A 22109-nucleotide genomic window follows, 5' to 3' on the forward strand; every position below is an offset into this window, starting at 1 on the left:
AATCTTTAACCGCTTTTTAGGGCCGTTAATAATGCTTGCAAAGGGTGTGGCAGCGCCGTTTTCGAGTAGCGCTTGGCCTGGCTCCGGCAGGAGTAGCCGGTAGCGAGTAGCTTGCCCGTATTGTCACTTGCCTCTACGTGGGGCTGCCAGGACTGCGCATAGATAGTCTTTGACGTTGCAGCGTTGCGCGTCTCGTGACCATAGGTGCCCGACATACCGCAGCAGCCGGTCGCCATTATCTCAAGCTCAAATCCAAATGCGGCAAATACCTGCTGCCACGCTTTAGGACTGCCTGGGGCGTTGGTTTTCTCCGTGCAGTGGGAAAGCAGCTTAAAGCCTGGGTCGGTTAATGTGGGTTGGCTGGGTGCTAGCGTATTGATGCGAGTTGCCAGCCACTCCTGCAGCATCAGCACTTCCGGCACTGCCTCATTGCCTAGCGTTTTGACGTACTCCTGACGGTAGGTAAGCGTCATCGCCGGGTCGATGCCCACCATAGGGATATCAAAGCGTGCCAAAGTGCGTAGCCGTTCAGCTTGCTTGGCGGCGGTACGCTCAAAGGCGCCTAAAAAGCCCTGCACCTGGAGCGGTTTGCCGTTGGCCGAAAATGGCATGACAAATACACGCAGGTTGAGCCGCGAGAGAAGTTCCACCATGTCCATCACCAGCTTGGCTTCAAAGTGGGTGGTGAAAGCATCTTGAACAATAATCACGCTATTGGCACGCTGCTGTTCGGTTAATAGCCCCAGCGAGAGCGGGGTTGCCTCGGCGATGCCCCACGCTTTCATTTGTTTTTTTACACTGGCCCGGGAGAGCGCTGGCGAATCGCTGATACCTACCGTGGTGCGCATCAGGTTTTCCACCCAACGCTGGCCAAGGAGCGCGTTGTACAGCGGGGCGGTTTTGGCCAGCGTAGGCAGCATAAATTCGGTGCCACCAATAATATAATCGCGCAGCGGGCGCAGGTAGCGACCGTGGTAAACCTCTAAAAACTGCGAACGGAACTGGGGGACGTTAACTTTCACCGGGCACTGTCCCGCGCAGGATTTGCACGCAAGACAGCCCGCCATGGCGTCATACACTTCGTGGGAGTAGTCGTGATGCTGTTGGCGACTCAGTGTGTTGGCCGCGCGTCGCGGAAAGCTTTTGATAAAGCCCAAGCCGCCTTCGGCCTTCTTCTTGCGGGACTCTTCCACCACATCGATCCCTGCCTGTGATTGCAGGCGCAGCCACTCGCGGATAAGGCTGGCGCGGCCTTTGGGCGAGTGGCGGCGATCCCGGGTCGCTTTCCACGATGGGCACATGGGGTCGTCCACATCGTAGTTGTAGCAGGCGCCGTTACCGTTACAGTAGACCGCCGCGTCATACGCCTGCCAGGCACGTTCATCAATGGTGCGGTCAAACTGTCCGCGAATCGGAACGCCATCGACCGTTAATAAATCAGGATCGCTATCTTTGGCGATTAACATCTCTTCTTCAGCAGGGGTCGCGATCTTACCGGGATTCAATTGGTTGTAAGGATCAAACGCCGCTTTCACCCGCTGTAGGCTAGGGTAGAGCTCGCCGAAAAACCTCGGTGCGTATTCAGAGCGCACGCCCTTGCCGTGTTCACCCCAAAGCAGCCCGCCATATTTTTGGGTGAGTGCCGCGACCTCATCGGATACCGCGCGAATCAGTTTTTCCTGTTCGGGATCTTTCATATCGATGGCGGGGCGTACATGGAGTACGCCCGCATCCACATGCCCAAACATCCCATAGGAGAGTCCTCGGGCATCCAGGGCAGCGCGGAACTCGGCGATGAAATCCGCCAGATGCTCCGGCGGCACCGCGGTGTCTTCTACAAACGGAAGGGGACGCTTCTCTCCTTGCACGTTGCCAAGCAGGCCTACCGAGCGTTTACGCATGGCATAGACTTTCTGAATCTGGCCACGCCCTTCTGCCAGGGTGTAGCCCAGGCGTTCGACGCTGGCATCCTGGCTCAGATGGTCGGTAAATGCTTTCACCCGCGCAGCAAGGACAGCCTCGTCATCGTCATTGAACTCGATCAGGTTGATACCGCCAATGGGGACACTCGCGTGAGCGGGGAAGAAGGCCGCCACGCTGTCCCATACGAAATCCTCCATGGCGAGCTTGAGGACAGTGTCATCCACCGTTTCGATGGACGTGGGGCGTGCGCTGGACGCCATCAGCGCCTTGGCATCCCGGAGGGCGTCCATGAAGCTGGTGTAACGAACGTTGACCAGGGTGGCGTGCTTGGGAATCGGCAGCACGTTGAGTACGGCTTCATTCAAAAAGCCCAGCGAGCCTTCCGAACCGCACAGCAAGCTATTGAGATCAAGCTGCCCTTGATCATTGCGCAGGTGGGCCAAGTCATAGCCGGTCAAGCAGCGATTGAGCGGCGGAAAGGTAGTCTCAATCAATGCACGCTGTTGATCGATAATCTCAGCAGCGGTGGTATGGACGCGACCAACAATGCCCTCTTGCTGACGCTCAGCCTGCTCCTCCTCCGGGGTCAGCGCACGGCTATGCAGATGCTTTCCACCCAGCAGAACGGTATCCAGTTCCAGCACATGGTTGCGGGTCTTGCCGTATTCACAGCTGCCCTGGCCGCTGGCGTCGGTCGAGACCATGCCGCCAATGGTGGCGCGATTGGAGGTCGAAAGATCGGGGGCGAAGAACAATCCGTGGGGTTTGAGCGCAGCGTTGAGCTGATCTTTCACCACGCCGGCTTGAACCCGCACACGGCGTTTCTGCACATCGATGTCTAAAATCCGGTTCATATGGCGGGAGATATCCACCACGATACCGTCGGTAAGCGACTGGCCATTGGTGCCCGTGCCGCCGCCACGCGGTGTTAATACGATCCCCCGATGGGTAGTTTGCGCAGCCAGTCGGGTTAGCCGTTCGAGATCTTCAGCATGCTTGGGGTAAACCGCCGCCTGGGGCAAACGCTGATAAATCGAGTTGTCGGTGGCCAGCACCGTGCGGTGGGCGTAATCCGGGGCGATTTCACCTTCGAAGCCGCGTGTCTTTAGCGCATGTAAAAAGCGTACATAGTCTTTGCCCAAGCGTTCAAACGGGGCGGTACGGGTGTCCAAGGGTGCAATCATAGTTGATCAAGTCGTCAGTGCCGGGGGCGCAATAAAAGAAGACCGCTACTTTACCGCAGCGGCTGCTTGGCTGCATCTCACCGTCGCGCTTTCCTCCACGCCTTACTCGGCATCCAGCGCTTCTTTGACCAGCGCTAAGGAGGCGTCCGACATCGGCAGTGCGAGGGCAAGTTCGTGGGCGCGGGGTGACATTTTGCGCCACGTCATCTGCACGATACGCACCATATGGTCGTGTTCGATCTTACGCGAGAAGTCGGCAAAGTAATTCTCCAGAAATACCAGACAGGCGGAGTCTTCCAGCGCTTGAACGTCAGGATCGCGGCCCAGGCCTTTTTTGCCAATTATCGTCGCTGCGCGGTCGGCTTCTTCGGCTGGATAGCCCGCATCACGCATTAACTGGGCAGTGGTCTCGCCCGCCCGCTTGCCCTGGTCGCGTCGCCAGGTCAAATAACCCACACGTCCTTCGGGATACGCTTCACGGGGCACTAGCCAGCGCTGCAAGTGCTGGGCACGCACGGCCAAACGCAGCACCTCATCCGGTGCATCATGGACGCGCTCTAGCCACTCACTCATGCGCTGGGCGTAGGCCAGCTCCTGGGGCATGGATGTGCCATCGGCAAGCGTCGTGGAGCGTGGGTCCTCGGCGTGTAGGGCGTCAATGGCAGCGAGCGTTTGATCAAAGGCAGTAGACATAGTGGCATTGCTCGGCTTCGAGTGAATAAGGACTAGGTTGCCGAGAAAACGCATGAATCACAACTGCGGTGTGGAAGAGATGGTCATTGAAAGGGGGGAAGCGCCCGCTGCTAATCAAAGCGGGCGCTTTTTACACGTTACCTATAAACGGTAGCGTTAACATTAGCGGCGATTGTAAATTTCTTCGTTGAGCTCACCCTCGCTTTTGCCAACCAGGGTGGTCACCATTAAATCACCCGCCACGTTGACGCTAGTGCGCGCCATATCCAGAATGCGATCAATCCCCGCCACCACGGCGATGGCTTCCAGCGGCAGGCCAATTTGCGCCATCACGATTGAGAGCATGATTAAGCCAGCACCCGGTACCCCGGCGGTGCCGATGGAGGCCAGCGTGCCAGTGGCGACAATCATGCCGTAATCCATCATGCTCAAGTCGGTGCCGGTCATTTGGGCGATAAACAGTACCACTACGCCCTGATAAAGCGCGGTGCCGTCCATGTTGATGGTAGCGCCCACCGGTAGCACAAAACCGGATACCCCTTCGGAAACGCCCAAGTTTCTTTGCGCACAGCGGATAGAGACCGGCAGAGTGCCTGCTGACGAAGCAGATGAAAATGCCACCACGATAGCGTCCAGGCTGCCCTGCAGATAGCGTATTGGGTTTAACCGCCCCAGCAGGGAGATAAACCCCGAGTAAATTACCAGTACGTGAAGAATGCTGGCCAGGTACGCCACACCAATCAGCTTGGCCAGCGGCAGTAAGATTTCCAGACCGTACTGTCCCGAGACATGAGCGATCAAGCCAAACACGCCGAAGGGGGCAAATGCCATCACGATGCCGGTGAGCTTGTACATCGCTTCGGCAAAACTGTCGAACACTTTCATGACCGGCTCGCCTTTCTCACCAATCAGCGTCAGCGAAATACCCAAACCAATGGCAAACACAATGATCTGCATAATGTTGCCGTTGGCCAGGGCGTCCAGTGGGTTGCGAGGCACTAAGTTAACCAGAATAGAAACCAGCGATGGTGCTTCGTTAGCGGCCACTTCAGATTCGAAACTTAAATCAACGCCCACGCCCGGCTGTAGCAAGGTGGAAAGCACTAGACCGATGGAGATAGCAAAGGCGGTAGTAACCAAATAAAGCGTAATGGTACGCGCGCCAATACGGCCCATTTTCTGGGGGTCGCGCATGGAAGTAATACCCACCACTAGAGTGGAAAATACCAGCGGTACGATCAGCATCATGATGGCGTTGATGAATATGTCGCCCAAGGGCTTGAACACGCTGGCGGCATCGCCCAACAGCGCACCCGCCAAAATACCCAGCGCCAAGCCCGCCAGAATCTTCTTCCATAGGGCAATTCGTCGCCACCAGGCAAACTTTCCTTGCTTTGCTGTCTCTTGCACTGCCTTTCTCCTGTCAAAAAGTGTGAAAACCTATAATTCAGCGATTCACCAGTCGAATCGGCGCGCACTCTATCACTTTTGGCTAATAGGCGTTGATGGATATACAGAACGGACATGACGCATGTGGATGCTGCCCATCGGGGGCATCAACACACTCAGGCTTGCACAGAAAAAAGAGCAATGCTTTACGCTTAATCCCGTGTCATGTAGTCCCGCCCATGGCTCCCCGGCGCGCTTTTGCCTACAATAGGCGCTTTTCTGCACGCGCATTGGCGCGTTGCTCTTATTGTTTTCAGGCCAAGGGACAGGATTCATGCTCGATCCGAAACTGCTGCGCGGTGATCTTGACACGGTTGCTCAACAACTGGCCCGCCGGGGCTTTGTGCTTGATAAGGCGGAACTGCAGGCGCTGGAGTCGCGCCGCCGCGAACTGCAGACACAAACCGAGCAGCTGCAAAACGAACGCAATATGCGCTCTAAAGCGATTGGTAAGGCCAAAGCCAACGGTGAAGATATTCAGCCGTTGCTGGATGAGGTCAGCGATTTGGGCGATCGCCTGGACAAAGCCAAGGGCGAACTGGCCGAGGTGCAGGAGGAATGGGATGACGCCATTAGTGGTATTCCTAACCTGCCCCACGAGAGCGTGCCGGAAGGCGAAAAAGAAGCCGATAACGTCGAGCTGCATCGCTGGGGCACGCCCCGCGAGTTTGACTTTACGGTGCTGGATCACGTCGATCTGGGTAAGAAGTCGGGGTATCTCGATTTCGAGCTGGCGGCCAAGATCACCGGTGCTCGCTTTGCGGTAATGCGCGGGCCGATTGCGCGACTGCACCGGGCGCTGGCGCAGTTTATGCTGGATACTCAAACCGAGCAGCACGGTTACGAAGAGTGCTACGTGCCGTATATGGTCAACCGAGACTCGCTCATGGGCACCGGCCAGCTACCGAAGTTTGGCGAAGATCTGTTCAAGCTGGACGATGAGCGTGAGTACCACCTGATACCCACTTCGGAAGTGCCGCTTACCAACTTCGTGCGCGATGAAATCGTTGAAGTGTCGGCACTGCCGATGAAACTTACTGCGCACACGCCGTGTTTCCGTTCTGAGGCGGGCTCACATGGCCGCGATACCCGCGGTATGATCCGGCAGCACCAGTTCGATAAGGTCGAGATGGTGCAAATCGTCGAGCCGGAGAAGAGTTACGAAGCGTTGGAAGAGATGCGCGGCCATGCAGAGGCAATACTGCAGGCGCTGGAGCTGCCCTATCGTGTGGTCACGCTATGCACCGGGGATATGGGCTTTGGGGCCACGAAAACCTATGACTTGGAGGTGTGGCTGCCTAGTCAGGAGACGTATCGCGAGATCTCATCGGTTTCCAACTGTGAAGATTTCCAGGCGCGGCGCATGCAGGCGCGTTTCCGCCACCCGGATTCAAAAAAACCACAGTTGTTGCATACCTTGAACGGTTCGGGCCTAGCGGTAGGACGCTGCCTGCTGGCGGTGCTTGAAAATCACCAGCAGGCGGACGGCTCGGTGACTATTCCTGAGCCGCTACGTCGTTACCTGGGCGGTGCGGCGCGTCTGGCCCTTTAAGCGCCCACTCAACGCTAACCCCAGCATCAATACGAATGGTGCCAGGGTTGTAATCACTGCTGACACTGGATTGGCTGGCGCCAGCGGCATCGCTCTCTGCCCGCATTGACATCATGCGTGGTTGGAAGATAGGCGATTGCGTTTCTTCGATACGCTGCACATGGCCTAGTTCGGCATCTAGGCTGTCAGCCATCAGGTTTGCCTTGTGCTGGGCTTTTTCCAGCGCTTTAACCAAGGCTTCGTCAGTGGCAGCATCGCGGTCTTGTAGGTCGAATTGCACGCCGTCCAGCGAGTTAACACCCGCCGCAATAAGGGCGTCTAGCACCTCGCTTAGTTGGTCAAGGTCAGTGAGTTCGACGGTAATCGGTCGCTCTAGGCGTGTGCGCTGGAGTGTTTCATGTTCTCCATCGTCGTTGCGCGGACCTTGAACATGTTCTGGGTAGACATTCAGCGAGCCCGCATTGATGGCATTGCGTTCAAGGCCGGTGGCTTCCATCTGTTCGATTAATTCGCTGGCGCGGCTTTCTAAACGCTCACGGGCGTCACTAAGTGCGCTACTATCGCTCTCTTCCAAGGTAGATAGCGCCGGCGTGTTTTCCCAAAGGCGTGCATTGAGGGTGGCTTTGTTGGGCGCGACTTCCACCCACGACTGCGCTTGGACGTGCAGGCTAGGCGGCACTTGTTGCGAAGGCGACGCCTGAGCAAGCGGTGCGCTTAGAAGTGCCACTAAGGCGCCCCCTAAGAGGCCGTAGCTGAGCTTCTTATGGCTGAGTGTTTTTAGTTTGGAATGATCCGAACCAGGCTTTTGAGAATGTAACGCTCGTGAAATCATCATTAGATTACCTTGTATAATTAGGGGTGGCGCAAAGCGTTATTCGTTTTACAATCCTGTTTTGTAACGGGTTCGAAGTGATTTGCATACGGCTTCAAACCAGTGCTGGACGTCGTTTGGAAGTGCGCAGGAAAAGAAAGTTCAGCAAGGAAGAGTGGACACCATACAGTTGCTTATTGTTTGCACGGTTTGTGCACTATGATCAATGCAGCCATTATAGTTGGATAACAGGCTAGGGAAGGGTTATGTCGAAAGTGTCTGATGAGGATTACCGCAGTATTCCGCTCAATGCCACCCTGGCGCTTGCCGCGTTGGTAGTGATTATTGCTGGGATGAAAGTAGGCGCTGATTTATTGGTGCCGTTGCTGCTGGCGATATTTATCGCGGTGGTGTGTACCTCGCCCGTGCAGTGGCTGCATCGCTGTGGCTTGAGCATGCGTGTGTCGGCCTTTCTAACCTTGATGGTGTTGCTGGCGTTTATATCGCTCATTGGTCTGCTGGTGGTTAATAGTTTTAGCACTTTTTTGACGGCGCTACCGGAAATTGAGTCTCGGCTGTATGAACAGTATTGGAACTTGCTTAATGCGCTCTCTTCACGCGGATTGGCAATCAATCCAGATCAGATCAACTCCCTCTTTGAAGGCGAGGACGAAGGCTCCTGGATGCCAGCGCTGTTGAGCCAGCTTGGCAATCTCTTCATGCAGAGCATTATTGTCGGGCTGCTGGTCATCTTCATGCTGTTTGAAACATTGAATGTACGTGACAAAGTCTCCAGGGCATTAGAGAACCCTGCGCCTAGCTTGAAGCGTTTCAGTGAGTTCAGCCTAACGCTAAAGCGCTACCTTGCCGTTAAAACCATGATCAGTCTAGCCACGGGTGTGCTGGTTTGGCTCTCCTGTCTAATTGTGGGTGTTGAGTTTCCGTTGCTATGGGGTGTATTGGCCTTTGCACTCAACTTCATTCCTAATATTGGCTCCGCGCTGGCCGCGATACCGCCAGTTCTCTTGCTACTGATTGCCCAAGATGGTGGCGCTTTTCAAGCGATGCTTTTAGCTTCGGCCTATCTGGTGATCAACTTTGTGCTCGGTAACTTGATTGAGCCGCGAGTAATGGGGCAAGCGCTCGGGCTTTCTACCTTTGTAGCGTTCTTATCACTGGTCGTATGGGGATGGATATTTGGTGCGGCGGGAATGCTGCTTTCGGTAATGCTGACAATGACGCTGAAAATTGCCTTGGACAGCCACCCGGAAACGCGTTGGATTGCTCGGCTGTTAGGGCCTGGAAAGCGGCGTTTAAAAGATAGTAGGGCAAGCGATGCGACCCTGCCGCCGTGGAGGCGCAAGCATTAGAAAAAATAATACCGCCGACACTGTCGGCGGTATTTATACATGCTAGCAGCCTGTCGGGCTTGACCGATCGTCGCGAGAATCACGGATTTTGAGCCAGATTTATCGATCGATTGAGGCGAATAGCGCGCTATTTAACGAAATCGATCGAATAAAGTTGGCCAAAATACCGGGGTTCGCAGTAGATCAGTGTTAAGTCCGACAGGCTGCCAGGTGCAGCTATCAAGCGTTTTGTTCGATGAACTGCGTTAGTTGGGATTTAGATTGCGCGCCAACCAGTGAAGCGACCTTGGTGCCCGCTTTAAAAAGCATCACGGTCGGTACGCCGCGTACGCCTTGCTCCGCTGCAATTTCAGGTGCATCGTCAACATTAACACTGACTACTTTCAGGCTGTCTTGACGCTCTGCAGCTACTTCATCAACGACCGGGGCCATGACTTTGCACGGGCCACACCAGGGCGCCCAGAACTTCATTAGCACAGGCTGTTCAGCGTTGAGGACTTCTTGCTCAAAATTGGCGTTGGTGACATCAACATTATTAGCCATTTGCTTCTCCCGTTTGCGTTGCTCTTACTGTTTCGTTGCCTCAAATGGAGCAACGGTCATTCCGCGATCCATTGGCGTTCTTTCACCACGCCTCATGACTATCGCGATAAGCGTGGGCAGATGTTAGCGGGCGCGGAGGTTGCTGGCAAATTTCCCGAGGGGTGTTTTATCTGAATAGCAGAAATTGATGGATGCTGGTAAGAAGATTTTTTTATAATATAAAAGTATTCATCAAAGGGTTTTTATTCTATCTGGTGCTGTAAAGTGCGGCACCAGCGCTGCTGCCCATCAATTACAACGTAGTAGCTGCACCGTTAGCTGCTTCCAAGCGCGCCCTACATATATCTGTTGAGAGAATAAATAAGGTGAGGATATGAAGCTACAACAGCTACGCTATATCTGGGAAGTCAATCGGCATAACCTGAACGTCTCAGCCACAGCGCAAAGTCTATTTACCTCACAGCCGGGGATCTCCAAACAAATTCGCCTTTTGGAAGACGAGCTTGGCGTTGAGATTTTTGCCCGTAGCGGTAAGCACCTAACCCGAGTAACGTCTGGTGGCCAAGCGATTATCGATCTGGCCGGGCAAGTACTGCGCCTGACCGATAATATCAAGCAGGTGGCCCAGGAGCACAGCGATGAGCGGCGCGGTAGTCTGGCGATTGCGACCACGCACACACAGGCGCGCTATGCGCTCCCGCCGATCATCAGCGAATTCAGGTTAAAGTATCCAGACGTGGCCCTGCATATGCAGCAGGGGACACCCAAACAGATCGCGCAGATGGTCAGCGAAGGTCAAGCCGACTTTGCGATTGCGACTGAATCGTTGGAATTGTTTACCGACTTAGTCTTACTGCCATGCTACCGTTGGAACCGCTGTGTGATGGTGCCCAAGGACCATCCTCTGGCGCAACAAGAAGGCCCTCTGACCCTTGAAGCGCTCGGTGAACATCCCCTGGTGACCTATGTGTTCGGGTTTACTGGCCGTTCTCAGTTAGACGACGCCTTTAAGGCGAAAGGTTTGACGCCAAATGTGGTGCTAACCGCTGCCGATGCCGATGTCATCAAAACCTACGTGCGGTTAGGCATGGGGGTTGGGATTGTGGCGCATATGGCCGTCGATGAGACGCTTGATCAGGATTTGGTAGCCCTGGAGGCAAGCCACTTGTTTGCCAGCTCTACTACCAAGATCGGTATTCGTCGCGGTACCTTTATGCGCGGCTATATGTATGATTTCTTGGAACGGTTCGCACCACACTTGACTCGCGACCGAGTGGACGAAGCGCTTACCGCAGGTCCGCGTCACGAGCAGTCGCTGTTCGATGATTTGGACCTGCCTGAGTATTAATGACTAGCGATGTTTAGGGCTGTCAATATTCAGTGCTGTCAGTGTTCAGTGCTGTAAATGCAGCCCGCATTCGCGCTTCTCTTCGACCTTGGTGGGATCAAAGTAGTCGAAGTTATTGGGTAGGTCATGCGCCTGTAGGTATTGATACATCTCCTTAGCGCTCCAGTGCAGTAGTGGGGCGACTTTTAACAGGCCGTCGCTGTTGCGACTCACCGGTTGCATTTTGGCGCGCTCGGGGGTGTCTTCTGCGCGTAAGGCGGTAAACCATACGTCGGGCTGCATATCACGTAGCGCACGCTCGAAGGGCTCCAGCTTGACCTCTTGAGTAAAAGCCTCATGGCGAGGGTCGTCAATGCTCGGCATTGGGCCATCCAGCGCTTCGCGGTGAGCGCGAGTACGACGGGGCACAAAACTAACGATATTAAGGTTAAGCTGCTTGATGACTTGGTCGGCGAACTGATAGGTCGCCTCGGTGTTATAGCCGCTATCCATCCAGACCACGGGAATATCGGGACGTACCTGGCTCACCATGTGCAGAATCACCGCCTCGAAGGGGCGGAAGTTGGTGGTGCAAATAGGCCGCGCGCCCTGGTTCAGTGCCCATTCAATCAAGCCTTGCGGGTTTTTGTTACCGCTGCTAGCAAATTCATTATTGATTTCGTCAAGCTCCGAGGACATGCCGCCTCCTATTGGGGGTAGTTTACCTGTTGAGGGTAGGTTGATAGTGACTAGGCTATCAAACAATAGCCGTGTCTCCCCAATACCGTTTGGTTAGGCTTTTATATTTCTTTTTGATATAGAAAGTTTGCTGCTTATTCCAGAGCGCCAATTAGGTGGCGAATTTTATCCAGCGTTTCGGTGTACTCTTCGCCCGCTTGAGAGTCTGCCACTAAACCGCCGCCCCCCCACACATGCAATCTTCCCGCTTCGGCAACCATCGTACGAATGGCGATGGAGGTGTCCATGCTACCGCGTACATCGACATAGCCTAAACTGCCGCAATAGACGCTGCGTTGGCAGGGCTCTAGCTCATCAATAATCTGCATGGCGCGTATCTTGGGCGCGCCTGTGATTGAGCCACCGGGGAATGCCGCTTTTAACAGGGCAAGCGGCGTATAGTCACTGGCCAGCGTTCCCTGTACCACGCTGACCAAGTGGTGCACGTTGGGGTAGCTTTCCAGGCGGCACAGCAGTGGCACACGAATGGAGCCAGGCTGGCACACACGCCCCAAGTCGTTGCGCAGCAAGTCGACGATCATTACATTTTCGGCGCGATCCTTGCGACTGCTCATAAGCTGCGCCGACAACGCCTGATCTTCCTCCGGCGTTTCGCCGCGGGGGCGAGTGCCTTTAATGGGCCGTGTTTCCACCTCTCCGTCGCGGCAGCGAATAAAGCGCTCTGGCGAAAGCGAAAGGACGGCCTTGTCATCCCAGGCCATGAAGCCAGAAAAGGGCGTCGGGGTCGCCTGACGCAAGCGTAGATACGCTTGCCACTCATCCCCTATATAGTCGGCAAAAAAGCGCTGAGCCAAATTGATCTGGTAACAGTCGCCTGCCCGTATATAGCGCTGCACGGCATTGAAACGGTTCACGTATTGCGCGTGGCTAAGTTCGCCCTGGAAAGGGCTGACAAGTGCGAAAGGCGCTGCTGGTAACAGTGCTTCGGAGAGCCACGCCATCACTTGAGCGCGGCGCCTGGGTGAGGCGACTAACCACGCTTGCCGGGTCTCGTGATCCAGGGTAATGCACCAGTCGTAAAGCCCTAGGCGTGCCTGGGGCAACGACACCGCGTTGGCTTGTAGGCTGGCAATGGCTTGCGCTTCGCGGCCAAGGTCGTAGCCCCAATAGCCTATCAGCCCACCCAGGAAAGGGAGTTCACTGTACTCCTGAGGCGTGTCCAATTGTGCTACCAGCCATTGCTGAAGCTCGAAGGCGTCGTTGGCCAGGCTTGCCGGTGGTGTAAGCTGGTCCGATATGACGAAAGGGGCGCCGTCACTGGTCACTTCCAGCGTGGCCAGCGGGTCGCAGCTGATAATGTCGAAGCGGCCATTGGCGACAGGGCGACCGCTATCAAGTAGTACCGCGCCGGGTCTGGGGCGTAGGCAGGCGAAGACTCCCAGCGGGTCGGGTGAATAGGGTAGGGGAGTTATCGACAACGTCTCAATCATCAAGCAAACGCCTCGCCAGTTAAGGGCGAGCCATTTTAGAGGGGTGTAGGCAATGACACCAGCATTAGGCGCCGCGCTTATTTAACGCTGCACCTTGTCGTTCAACCAATCGTTAGCTGACAGTAATGGGATGATTGTTGACAAGATTGATGGGTATGCCGCTACTAATACAACGAAAGACTTATAAAATCGACAATCTAGCTAGGTTGACGGTTTAATCGGCACGCGCTAAAGTTTGGTTACTCTTCAATTGTCGACAATTAACCATGGCAACTCTCGCTTCTAACTCGTCTACTGCCGCCAACGTTTCCTCGGTGACCGCTGGTTCCGAGACAACCGTCTCTGGAATGGCTATTCCCGAAGTGCGCACGCTCGCAGAACGGGTGTTTCACCAATTGCAGGACGCCATTGTGCGCGGTGAACTCGCCCCCGGTAGCAAGATCACTGAGCCGGGCTTATCCAAGACCTATGGCATTTCACGTGGGCCACTACGCGAAGCGATGCGTCGGCTTGAAGCGCATCGTCTGATTGAGCGTGTTCCCCATGTGGGGGCTCGGGTGGTCAAACTCTCGATGAAAGAGCTTTTAGAGCTGTTTGACCTGCGCGAAGCCCTGGAGAGCATGGCCGCCCGGCTAGCGGCAGAAAACATGTCGCCGGAAGAGGTGCAGGGGTTGCGAGATGTACTGGCGCTGCATGAAGGTCAGGCCGACTTAAAGCGCGGCGAAGCCTACTACCAGCGAGAAGGCGATCTCGATTTCCACTACTGCATCGTTCAAGGCAGCCACAATAAGATGCTAATGAACCTGCTATGCAACGATCTCTACTATTTAGTGCGCCTCTATCGCACGCAGTTCAGTGCGAGTGGCACACGGCCGCAGCGGGCTTTTGTAGAGCACCATCGTATTGTTGATGCCATCGAAGTCGGAGACGCCGAGTTGGCTGAGCTGTTAATGCGGCGCCATGTAAGTGCTTCTCGCGCTAACGTAGCGGACCGCTATGCAGTCACCCTCGAACAGACAGCCTCTTCATCACACTCATAACTAAAATTAACAACAGGAGCAACTCCTCATGTCTCAGATGACTCCCGGTGCCCGTTTTCGGGCCGCGCTAGAGGCGAATCGTCCGCTGCCAATCCTCGGCACTATCAATGCCTACACCGCGCTGATGGCCGAGAAAGTCGGCCATCAGGCGATTTACCTTTCCGGTGGTGGTGTTGCCAATGCTTCGTTTGGCTTGCCGGATCTGGGCATGACGACCATGAATGATGTTGTAGAAGATGCTCATCGGATCTGCGGCGCCACCGAGCTGCCGCTGCTCGTGGATATCGACACCGGCTGGGGCGGCGCTTTCAATATCGCCCGAACGGTCAAAGAGATGCAGCGTGCCGGCGTGGCGGCTGTGCATATGGAAGACCAAGTCGCGCAAAAGCGCTGTGGCCACCGTCCCAATAAGGCGATTGTCACCCAGCAGGAGATGGTCGACCGTATCAAAGCCGCCGCAGATGCCAAGATTGACCCAGATTTCTACTTGATTGCCCGTACTGATGCGTTTCAAAAGGAGGGCCTTAATGCGGCTATTGAACGAGCCAACGCCTGCGTTGAAGCGGGTGCGGATGCTATTTTCGCCGAAGCGGTCCACACGCTGGATGATTACAAAGCTTTCTGTGAAAGGGTCAACGCGCCCATTTTGGCCAATATCACCGAGTTCGGCGCTACGCCCCTGTTTACACAATCTGAACTGGGTGAGGTTGGCTGCCGCATGGTGCTTTACCCGCTCTCAGCGTTCCGTGCTATGAACGCCGCGGCACTGCAGGTCTATCAAAGCATCCTCGACAATGGCCATCAAAAAGATGTGATGCCGCTGATGCAAACCCGCGATGAACTCTACGATTTTCTGAACTACCACGACTTTGAACAAAAGCTCGATGCACTGTTTGCCGAACAGGGCGACGACCAGTAAGCCAAACGCCAGTTAACTTTCGTCCATATTTGAAAGACACAATTTAAAATAAAAGCAGTAATAGGAGACACACCATGGCTGATAAACCCGTGACAGGTGCAGGGCTGCGTGGCCAAAGCGCTGGTTCCACTGCGCTGTGTACGGTAGGCAAAACAGGCTCAGGCCTGACCTATCGTGGATTTGATATCAAAGAGCTCGCCGAAAAGGCTAAATTCGAGGAAGTCGCCTACCTGCTGTTAAAGGGCAAACTGCCCAGCCAGGATGAGCTGGATCACTACATCAGCAAGCTGAAAAGCCTGCGCGGCCTGCCCGAAGCGCTGAAAACGGTACTTGAGCAGATTCCCAAAGATGCGCACCCCATGGATGTCATGCGCACCGGCACCTCAATGCTGGGTAATCTTGAGACCGAGGAGAATTTTGATCAGCAGCAAGACGTGGCCGATCGCCTGCTGGCGGTGCTGCCTTCAATGATTTGCTACTGGTACCGCTTCTCCCACGACGGCGTACGCATTGATACCGAGACCGACGATAATTCGGTCGGTGGGCATTTCCTCCATATGCTGCGCGGCGAACCCGCCTCTGAGCTGCACGCGCGGGTCATGAACGTATCGCTGATTCTTTACGCCGAGCACGAGTTCAACGCCTCTACCTTTACCGCAAGGGTATGCGCCTCGACGCTTTCCGATATGCACTCCTGCGTGACCGGGGCGATCGGTTCCCTGCGTGGCCCGCTGCATGGTGGGGCCAACGAAGCGGCCATGGCGATGATCGAGGATTGGCAGTCGCCGGAAGAGGCGGAAAGCAAGATTATGGGAATGCTGGAGCGCAAGGATAAGATTATGGGCTTCGGTCACGCGATTTATCGCGAATCCGACCCACGCAACGAGATCATCAAGCACTGGTCCAAGAAACTCTCAGACGATGTCGGCGACACAGTGCTTTATCCGGTTTCTGAGCGAGTCGAAGCGGTCATGTGGCGCGAGAAAAAACTATTTTGTAACGCAGACTTTTTCCATGCCAGTGCGTACCACTTCATGGATATACCCACCAAGCTGTTTACACCAATTTTTGTCATGTCGCGGCTGACTGGCTGGGCAGCCCACGTGTTCGAACAGCGCGCCAACAACCGCATCATTCGCCCCAGCGCCGATTACACTGGGCCCGAAAAGAGCGAGTGGGTACCAATAGAAGCGCGAGACTAACCCGCTTGCTGCCCGGTGGCTTGGCGACCGGGTTTTTTTTCCGCTCCTCTTTCTTGTGAGTCTGCCTGCTATGAATACCCTCTATCGTAAACCTCTGCCTGGCACAGCGCTTGAGTTTTTTGACGCGCGCGAGGCGGTGGAAGATATCCAGCCCGGTGCCTATGCGCAGTTGCCTTATACCTCTCGTGTGCTGGCCGAGCAGCTTGTGCGCCGCTGCGATCCCGAGCTTCTCACCGATGCGCTAAAACAGCTGATTGAGCGCAAGAACGATCTGGATTTTCCCTGGTATCCGGCGCGTGTCGTCTGCCACGATATCCTCGGCCAGACCGCCCTGGTCGACCTGGCTGGGTTACGTGACGCCATCGCCGAAAAGGGCGGTGACCCCGCCAAGGTCAACCCGGTGGTGCCGACTCAACTGATTGTCGATCACTCGCTGGCGGTGGAACACGCAGGCTCCGAAGAGGGCGCTTTTGAGAAAAATCGTGCCATTGAAGATCGCCGCAACGATGACCGTTTCCATTTCATCAACTGGACCAAGACGGCATTCGAGAACGTTGATGTGATCCCGCCCGGCAACGGCATTATGCATCAAATCAATTTGGAGAAGATGTCGCCAGTGGTACAGAACCGCGACGGCATTGCCTACCCGGATACTTGTGTGGGCACTGATAGTCATACACCGATGGTGGACGCGCTCGGCGTGATTTCCGTCGGCGTAGGTGGTCTCGAAGCCGAAAGCGTTATGTTGGGGCGTGCTTCCATGATGCGCCTGCCGGATATCGTCGGTGTGAAGTTGACCGGTAAGCTGCAGCCGGGCATTACCGGCACGGACATGGTGCTGGCGATTACCGAATTCCTGCGTAAAGAGCGGGTCGTGGGTGCGTATCTGGAGTTTTACGGCGAAGGTGCCGACGCGCTCACCGTGGGTGATCGTGCCACTATCTCCAATATGACCCCCGAGTACGGCGCGACCGCCGCGATGTTCTATATCGATGGCCAAACTATCGACTACCTGAAAATTACCGGCCGTGAAGATGAGCAGGTGGCGCTGGTGGAAACCTACGCCAAGCATACAGGCCTCTGGGCAGATAGCTTGACCGAGGTTGAGTACGAACGCGTGCTGACCTTTGACCTCTCATCGGTACACCGTACCTTGGCTGGGCCCTCGAATCCTCATGCCCATCTGCCTACTTCGGAGCTTGCCCAGCGTGGTATCGCGGTAGGTTTGGAAGCCGCGCGGGAAGAGGAAAAAGCGGGCAAGATGCCCGACGGTGCCGTCATTATTGCCGCTATCACCAGTTGTACCAATACTTCCAACCCGCGCAACATGGTGGCGGCAGGGCTGATCGCCCGTAATGCCAACCGGCTAGGGTTACTGCGTAAACCCTGGGTAAAGTCGTCGCTGGCGCCCGGCTCTAAAACCGTCAAGATGTACCTGGAAGAAGCCGGGTTGATGAGCGAGCTGGAAAATCTCGGCTTTGGGGTGGTGGCTTACGCCTGCACCACTTGTAACGGCATGTCCGGCGCGCTGGAGCCGAAAATTCAGCAGGAGATTATTGAGCGCGACCTTTATGCAACCGCTGTACTCTCCGGCAATCGTAACTTCGATGGCCGTATTCATCCTCACGCGCAGCAGGCGTTTTTGGCGTCACCGCCTTTGGTGGTCGCCTACGCCATTGCGGGCACGATTCGTTTTGATATCGAGAAAGACGCCTTGGGTGTGGATCAGGCGGGTAACCCCGTCACGTTGAAAGATATCTGGCCAGCCGATGAAGAAATCGATGCGATTGTTAAGTCATCGGTGAAGCCGGAGCAGTTCCGCGAGACTTACATTCCCATGTTCGATCTGGAAAAAAGTGTGCGCGCCCAGGTCAGCCCGCTATACGACTGGCGCCCCCAGAGTACCTATATCCGTCGCCCGCCCTACTGGGAGGGTAATATGGCTAAAGAGCGCACGTTGAAAGGCATGCGCCCATTGGCAATCCTGCCTGACAACATTACCACCGACCATCTCTCGCCCTCCAATGCGATTCAGTTGAACAGCGCGGCGGGTGAGTATCTGGCCAAAATGGGCGTGCCGGAAGAAGACTTTAACTCCTACGCGACCCACCGCGGCGATCACCTCACTGCCCAGCGCGCTACCTTCGCTAACCCCAAGCTCTTCAATGAGATGGTGCGCGATAGCGACGGCACCGTGAAACAGGGGTCGCTGGCGCGGGTAGAGCCGGAAGGCGAGGTGACCCGCATGTGGGAAGCCATTGAAACCTACATGGCGCGCAAACAGCCGCTAATCATTATTGCCGGTGCGGATTATGGCCAGGGCTCGTCACGGGATTGGGCGGCCAAAGGCGTGGCACTAGCGGGCGTGGAAGCGATCGCCGCAGAAGGCTTTGAGCGTATTCACCGCACCAATCTGGTCGGGATGGGGGTAATGCCACTGGAGTTTGAGCCGGGCACTACCCGTACCACGCTAGGCTTGGATGGCACCGAAACTTATGATGTCGAAGGTGCCGTTTCGCCAGGGGCAATGCTAACACTGGTTATCCATCGCCAACATAGTGATAGCGAGCGGGTAGCGGTGAAGTGTTGCCTGGATACTGCTGAGGAAGTATCGATTTACGCGGCGGGTGGCGTGTTGCAGCGCTTTGCTCAAGACTTCCTCGAATCCACGGCGGCCTAGTCGTGCTGCCTCTTGGAGGGAAAGCAAATGACCGATATCGTAACGAAAAGCAGCGTGCCACAAATAAAGATTCCCGCGACCTACATGCGCGGTGGTACCAGCAAGGGCGTGTTCTTCAACCTGCATGATTTACCCGGTGCTGCCCGCACGCCCGGCCCCGCACGGGACAAGCTGTTGCTGCGAGTGATTGGTAGCCCTGATCCCTATGAAAAGCAGATCGATGGCATGGGCGGGGCGACCTCAAGCACTAGCAAAACGGTCATTCTGTCGAAAAGTGAGTCTGCCGAACACGATGTGGATTACCTGTTCGGCCAAGTCTCGATTGATAAACCTTATGTGGACTGGAGCGGCAACTGCGGCAATCTTTCCGCAGCCGTCGGGCCCTTTGCGATAGCCAATGGGCTTATCGATCCCGCTCGGGTTCCGCAAAACGGCGTCGTCGAGGTACGCATTTGGCAGGTAAATATCCAAAAAACCATCGTCTCCCAGGTGCCGGTCGTAAATGGTGAAGTGCAGGAAATCGGTGATTTCGAGCTGGACGGCGTGACCTTCCCTGCGGCGGAAATTCCGGTGGCCTTTATGGACCCGGCGGACGGTGAGGGGGCCATTTTTCCTACCGGTAACCTGGTTGATGACCTTGACGTGCCGGGTGCCGGAAGCCTGAAAGCGACGCTGATCAATGCGGGTATTCCTACTATATTCATTAACGCCGCCGATATCGGCTACGTCGGTACTGAGCTGCAAGATGATATCAATGGCGACAGTAAAGCGCTGGCGATGTTTGAAGCCATTCGTGCCCATGGCGCAGTGCGAATGGGGTTGATCAGCGACATCAGCGAAGCCGCTAACCGTCAGCACACGCCTAAGGTGGCGTTTGTAGGTCCGCCATCGGATTACCTCTCTTCGAGCGGTAAGGCGGTGAAAGCGAGTGATATCGATCTGGTGGTGCGAGCGCTCTCGATGGGTAAGTTGCATCACGCCATGATGGGCACGGCCGCCGTTGCCATTGCCGCGGCAGCCGCCATTGAAGGCACGCTGGTCAACCTGGCGGCAGGCGGTGGAGGGCAACGTAATGCGGTCACTTTCGGCCATCCGTCTGGCAGCCTGCGGGTCGGGGCGGAAGCAAGCTTGATCAACGGGCGTTGGCATATTGAGCAAGCGGTGATGAGCCGCAGCGCGCGGGTATTGATGGAGGGCAGTGTGCGTATACCTGGCGATAGCTTTTAGAGGCGGTTCTTGGTCCATACTGAGTAGGTGATTCAACAGCAGGAGAGAGCCATGTCCGCTACATCCGAAGCCAACGAACGGCCTGATTACGATCCCGAGTTACAGGCTATTGCCGACTATGTCCTGAACTATCAAGTGGCGTCCCAAGAAGCCTTTGAGACGGCGCGTTATTGCCTGATGGATACGCTGGGCTGTGGGTTGTTAGCACTGCGTTTTCCAGAGTGTACCAAGCACCTTGGGCCCATTGTGGAGGGTACGCAGGTGCCGTTTGGAGCGCGGGTGCCGGGTACGTCGCTGCGGCTTGATCCGGTTAAAGCGGCATGGGATATCGGCTGTATCATCCGCTGGCTGGACTATAACGATACCTGGCTGGCTGCCGAGTGGGGACACCCTTCCGATAACCTGGGGGCCATTCTCGCCCTAGCTGACCACCTTTCCCAGCGTCGAGTCGCCCAAGGCGACGCGCCGCTGGTAATGCGTGATGTGCTTGAAGCGATGATCATGGCCCATGAGATTCAGGGCGTGCTGGCGTTAGAAAATAGCTTTAACCGAGTCGGGCTTGATCATGTAGTACTGGTGAAGGTGGCGTCCACTGCGGTGGCCGCTAAACTATTGGGCGCCAACCGTGAGCAGTTGCTCTCGGCGCTTTCTCATGCCTGGGTGGATGGCCAAAGCCTGCGAACCTATCGCCATGCGCCTAACGCGGGTTCGCGAAAAAGTTGGGCCGCAGGGGACGCCACTTCAAGAGGGGTGCGTTTAGCGGACATTGCCCTGCGCGGTGAAATGGGTATTCCCAGTGCGCTGTCAGCACCCCAGTGGGGCTTTTACGATGTGCTGTTTAGCCACGCCAATAAAGATTTGAGTCTGAAACCTGAAGCAGAGCGCAGGCTGCGTTTCCAGCGCGAGTTTGGCAGCTACGTAATGGAGAACATTCTCTTCAAAATCGCTTTTCCCGCTGAATTTCATGCCCAAACCGCCTGCGAAGCCGCCGTGACGCTTCATCCCCAGGTAAAAGATCGTCTGCACGAGATCGATAAGATCGTACTGACCACCCACGACTCGGCTATTCGAATCATTTCCAAAACTGGAGCACTCGCTAACCCAGCCGACCGCGATCACTGCCTGCAATATATGACGGCGGTGCCGCTTATCTTTGGTGAGCTTAACGCAGAGCATTATGAAGATAGCTTCCACCGTGCCCATCCGCTGATTGATCAGTTGCGGGACAAGATGGTGGTAGAGGAGAGTGCGGAATATTCAGCGGATTACCATGAACCGGAAAAACGCTCCATCGCGAATGCTATTCAGGTCTTTTTCACCGACGGTAGTAAGACGGATAAAGCAGCCGTTGAGTATCCGATTGGCCATCGACGTCGCCGTGAAGAGGGTATGCCGCTACTAGTAGATAAATTTAAGCGGCATTTGGCCACACGCTTCCCGGCAAATCGCTGTCAAAAAATTATCGATCTATGCAGCCATCAGGAAAGCTTAGAAGCATTGCCGGTCAATCAATTCATCGATGAGTGGATGATTTAGCGAGCAGTATGAAAGCCCCTTAAATACCGTGTGCCCGGTGCACGTAGGCGCACCGGGTAATGCGAGGGGTTGGGTTAGATTACTCCTCAAACGTTACTTGATCTTGCATGCGATCAATAGTAGCGGGCCCAATACCGCTTACACGCTCGAGATCCTCAACGCTATCAAAGGCCCCATTGGTTTCCCTCTCTTCAATAATAGCTTCTGCTCGGCTGGGACCGATGCCAGGTAATTCAGCCAACAGCTCGGCATCGGCAGTATTCACGTTGATGGGTGCCACCTCTTGCGCCATCACCCCACTGGAAAGTCCCAGGCAAATACTAAACAGAAGTGTGGCCAGGGCTTTTTTTAGTGTCGTGTTCATCTTCGATGCTCCTTTTAATAACGTTTGGTTTCTACGCTTTAAGTGAAAAGTGCAGAGATAGCGGGATCAAGCGACTGAATTTCAATGAGCGTTATAAGCG

General features: G+C 55.4%; 17 protein-coding genes. 9 read left to right on the forward strand and 8 right to left on the reverse strand.

Annotation, left to right across the window (positions count from 1 at the left end):
• Positions 1-5 precede the first annotated feature (5 nt).
• The 3 genes from ydiJ to ACUN8H_RS16065 all read right to left on the reverse strand — a co-directional run bounded on the left by ydiJ (position 6) and on the right by ACUN8H_RS16065 (position 5210).
• Positions 6-3107: a D-2-hydroxyglutarate dehydrogenase YdiJ gene (gene ydiJ / locus ACUN8H_RS16055; protein ID WP_445533068.1), complete on the reverse strand. Its 3102-nt coding sequence runs from the start codon at positions 3105-3107 to the stop codon at positions 6-8.
• Between the two features lie 102 nt (positions 3108-3209).
• Complete coding sequence (locus ACUN8H_RS16060) at positions 3210-3800, reverse strand: DUF4202 domain-containing protein (RefSeq protein WP_445533069.1); 591 nt, start codon at positions 3798-3800, stop codon at positions 3210-3212.
• Between the two features lie 162 nt (positions 3801-3962).
• Positions 3963-5210, reverse strand: a complete 1248-nt coding sequence (locus ACUN8H_RS16065) for a dicarboxylate/amino acid:cation symporter (RefSeq protein WP_445533070.1) — start codon at positions 5208-5210, stop codon at positions 3963-3965.
• 313 nt (positions 5211-5523) lie between these two features.
• Here ACUN8H_RS16065 and serS point away from each other — a divergent pair, with 313 nt between their 5' ends.
• The gene (gene serS / locus ACUN8H_RS16070) at positions 5524-6801 is read left to right on the forward strand and encodes a serine--tRNA ligase (protein WP_445533071.1); all 1278 of its coding nucleotides are present in this window, start codon (positions 5524-5526) and stop codon (positions 6799-6801) included.
• Here serS and ACUN8H_RS16075 read toward each other — a convergent pair.
• Positions 6746-7528 (reverse strand): SIMPL domain-containing protein, encoded by a 783-nt coding sequence (locus ACUN8H_RS16075; protein ID WP_445533072.1) that lies wholly within the window; start codon positions 7526-7528, stop codon positions 6746-6748. The genes serS and ACUN8H_RS16075 overlap by 56 nt on opposite strands.
• A 350-nt stretch (positions 7529-7878) precedes the next feature.
• On the opposite strand from ACUN8H_RS16075, the gene ACUN8H_RS16080 reads away from it, so the two are divergent.
• Positions 7879-8982 (forward strand): AI-2E family transporter, encoded by a 1104-nt coding sequence (locus ACUN8H_RS16080; RefSeq protein WP_445533073.1) that lies wholly within the window; start codon positions 7879-7881, stop codon positions 8980-8982.
• Between the two features lie 219 nt (positions 8983-9201).
• Here the strand turns inward: ACUN8H_RS16080 and trxA are convergent, their stop codons facing one another.
• The gene (gene trxA, locus ACUN8H_RS16085; RefSeq protein ID WP_008959554.1) at positions 9202-9525 is read right to left on the reverse strand and encodes a thioredoxin; all 324 of its coding nucleotides are present in this window, start codon (positions 9523-9525) and stop codon (positions 9202-9204) included.
• A 373-nt stretch (positions 9526-9898) separates the two neighbouring features.
• Here trxA and cysB point away from each other — a divergent pair, with 373 nt between their 5' ends.
• A complete protein-coding gene (gene cysB / locus ACUN8H_RS16090) occupies positions 9899-10873 on the forward strand; it encodes an HTH-type transcriptional regulator CysB (protein WP_445533074.1) in 975 nt (324 codons plus the stop codon).
• Between the two features lie 45 nt (positions 10874-10918).
• Here the strand turns inward: cysB and ACUN8H_RS16095 are convergent, their stop codons facing one another.
• Together ACUN8H_RS16095 and pabB are read right to left on the reverse strand one after the other, a co-directional pair.
• Positions 10919-11551 (reverse strand): phosphoadenosine phosphosulfate reductase domain-containing protein, encoded by a 633-nt coding sequence (locus tag ACUN8H_RS16095; protein ID WP_445533075.1) that lies wholly within the window; start codon positions 11549-11551, stop codon positions 10919-10921.
• 134 nt (positions 11552-11685) lie between these two features.
• Entirely contained in the window at positions 11686-13041 is a 1356-nt protein-coding gene (gene pabB, locus ACUN8H_RS16100; RefSeq protein WP_445533076.1) for an aminodeoxychorismate synthase component I, read from the reverse strand.
• Positions 13042-13388: 347 nt separating this feature from the next.
• On the opposite strand from pabB, the gene ACUN8H_RS16105 reads away from it, so the two are divergent.
• From ACUN8H_RS16105 to prpD, 6 genes are all read left to right on the forward strand, one after another.
• Positions 13389-14081: a GntR family transcriptional regulator gene (locus ACUN8H_RS16105; RefSeq protein ID WP_445533126.1), complete on the forward strand. Its 693-nt coding sequence runs from the start codon at positions 13389-13391 to the stop codon at positions 14079-14081.
• 28 nt (positions 14082-14109) lie between these two features.
• Complete coding sequence (gene prpB / locus ACUN8H_RS16110; protein ID WP_445533077.1) at positions 14110-15000, forward strand: methylisocitrate lyase; 891 nt, start codon at positions 14110-14112, stop codon at positions 14998-15000.
• Positions 15001-15074: 74 nt separating this feature from the next.
• The gene (gene prpC, locus ACUN8H_RS16115) at positions 15075-16202 is read left to right on the forward strand and encodes a bifunctional 2-methylcitrate synthase/citrate synthase (RefSeq protein WP_445533078.1); all 1128 of its coding nucleotides are present in this window, start codon (positions 15075-15077) and stop codon (positions 16200-16202) included.
• A 70-nt stretch (positions 16203-16272) separates the two neighbouring features.
• The gene (acnD, locus tag ACUN8H_RS16120) at positions 16273-18882 is read left to right on the forward strand and encodes a Fe/S-dependent 2-methylisocitrate dehydratase AcnD (RefSeq protein ID WP_445533079.1); all 2610 of its coding nucleotides are present in this window, start codon (positions 16273-16275) and stop codon (positions 18880-18882) included.
• 27 nt (positions 18883-18909) lie between these two features.
• The gene (gene prpF, locus ACUN8H_RS16125) at positions 18910-20109 is read left to right on the forward strand and encodes a 2-methylaconitate cis-trans isomerase PrpF (protein ID WP_445533080.1); all 1200 of its coding nucleotides are present in this window, start codon (positions 18910-18912) and stop codon (positions 20107-20109) included.
• A 51-nt stretch (positions 20110-20160) separates the two neighbouring features.
• Positions 20161-21645 (forward strand): 2-methylcitrate dehydratase, encoded by a 1485-nt coding sequence (prpD, locus tag ACUN8H_RS16130; protein ID WP_445533081.1) that lies wholly within the window; start codon positions 20161-20163, stop codon positions 21643-21645.
• Between the two features lie 79 nt (positions 21646-21724).
• Here the strand turns inward: prpD and ACUN8H_RS16135 are convergent, their stop codons facing one another.
• Complete coding sequence (locus ACUN8H_RS16135; protein WP_445533082.1) at positions 21725-22009, reverse strand: ComEA family DNA-binding protein; 285 nt, start codon at positions 22007-22009, stop codon at positions 21725-21727.
• Between the last annotated feature and the right edge of the window lie 100 nt (positions 22010-22109).

It is taken from the genome of Vreelandella sp. V005 (assembly GCF_052645115.1).

Bases quoted from the DNA above. Each gene is read 5' to 3' on its own strand.
- ydiJ (WP_445533068.1), bottom strand. From the start codon at position 3,107: ATGATTGCACCCTTGGACACCCGTACCGCCCCGTTTGAACGCTTGGGC.
- ACUN8H_RS16060 (WP_445533069.1), bottom strand. From the start codon at position 3,800: ATGTCTACTGCCTTTGATCAAACGCTCGCTGCCATTGACGCCCTACAC.
- serS (WP_445533071.1), top strand. From the start codon at position 5,524: ATGCTCGATCCGAAACTGCTGCGCGGTGATCTTGACACGGTTGCTCAA.
- ACUN8H_RS16080 (WP_445533073.1), top strand. From the start codon at position 7,879: ATGTCGAAAGTGTCTGATGAGGATTACCGCAGTATTCCGCTCAATGCC.
- trxA (WP_008959554.1), bottom strand. From the start codon at position 9,525: ATGGCTAATAATGTTGATGTCACCAACGCCAATTTTGAGCAAGAAGTC.
- cysB (WP_445533074.1), top strand. From the start codon at position 9,899: ATGAAGCTACAACAGCTACGCTATATCTGGGAAGTCAATCGGCATAAC.
- ACUN8H_RS16095 (WP_445533075.1), bottom strand. From the start codon at position 11,551: ATGTCCTCGGAGCTTGACGAAATCAATAATGAATTTGCTAGCAGCGGT.
- pabB (WP_445533076.1), bottom strand. From the start codon at position 13,041: ATGATTGAGACGTTGTCGATAACTCCCCTACCCTATTCACCCGACCCG.
- ACUN8H_RS16105 (WP_445533126.1), top strand. From the start codon at position 13,389: ATGGCTATTCCCGAAGTGCGCACGCTCGCAGAACGGGTGTTTCACCAA.
- prpB (WP_445533077.1), top strand. From the start codon at position 14,110: ATGTCTCAGATGACTCCCGGTGCCCGTTTTCGGGCCGCGCTAGAGGCG.
- prpC (WP_445533078.1), top strand. From the start codon at position 15,075: ATGGCTGATAAACCCGTGACAGGTGCAGGGCTGCGTGGCCAAAGCGCT.
- acnD (WP_445533079.1), top strand. From the start codon at position 16,273: ATGAATACCCTCTATCGTAAACCTCTGCCTGGCACAGCGCTTGAGTTT.
- prpF (WP_445533080.1), top strand. From the start codon at position 18,910: ATGACCGATATCGTAACGAAAAGCAGCGTGCCACAAATAAAGATTCCC.
- prpD (WP_445533081.1), top strand. From the start codon at position 20,161: ATGTCCGCTACATCCGAAGCCAACGAACGGCCTGATTACGATCCCGAG.
- ACUN8H_RS16135 (WP_445533082.1), bottom strand. From the start codon at position 22,009: ATGAACACGACACTAAAAAAAGCCCTGGCCACACTTCTGTTTAGTATT.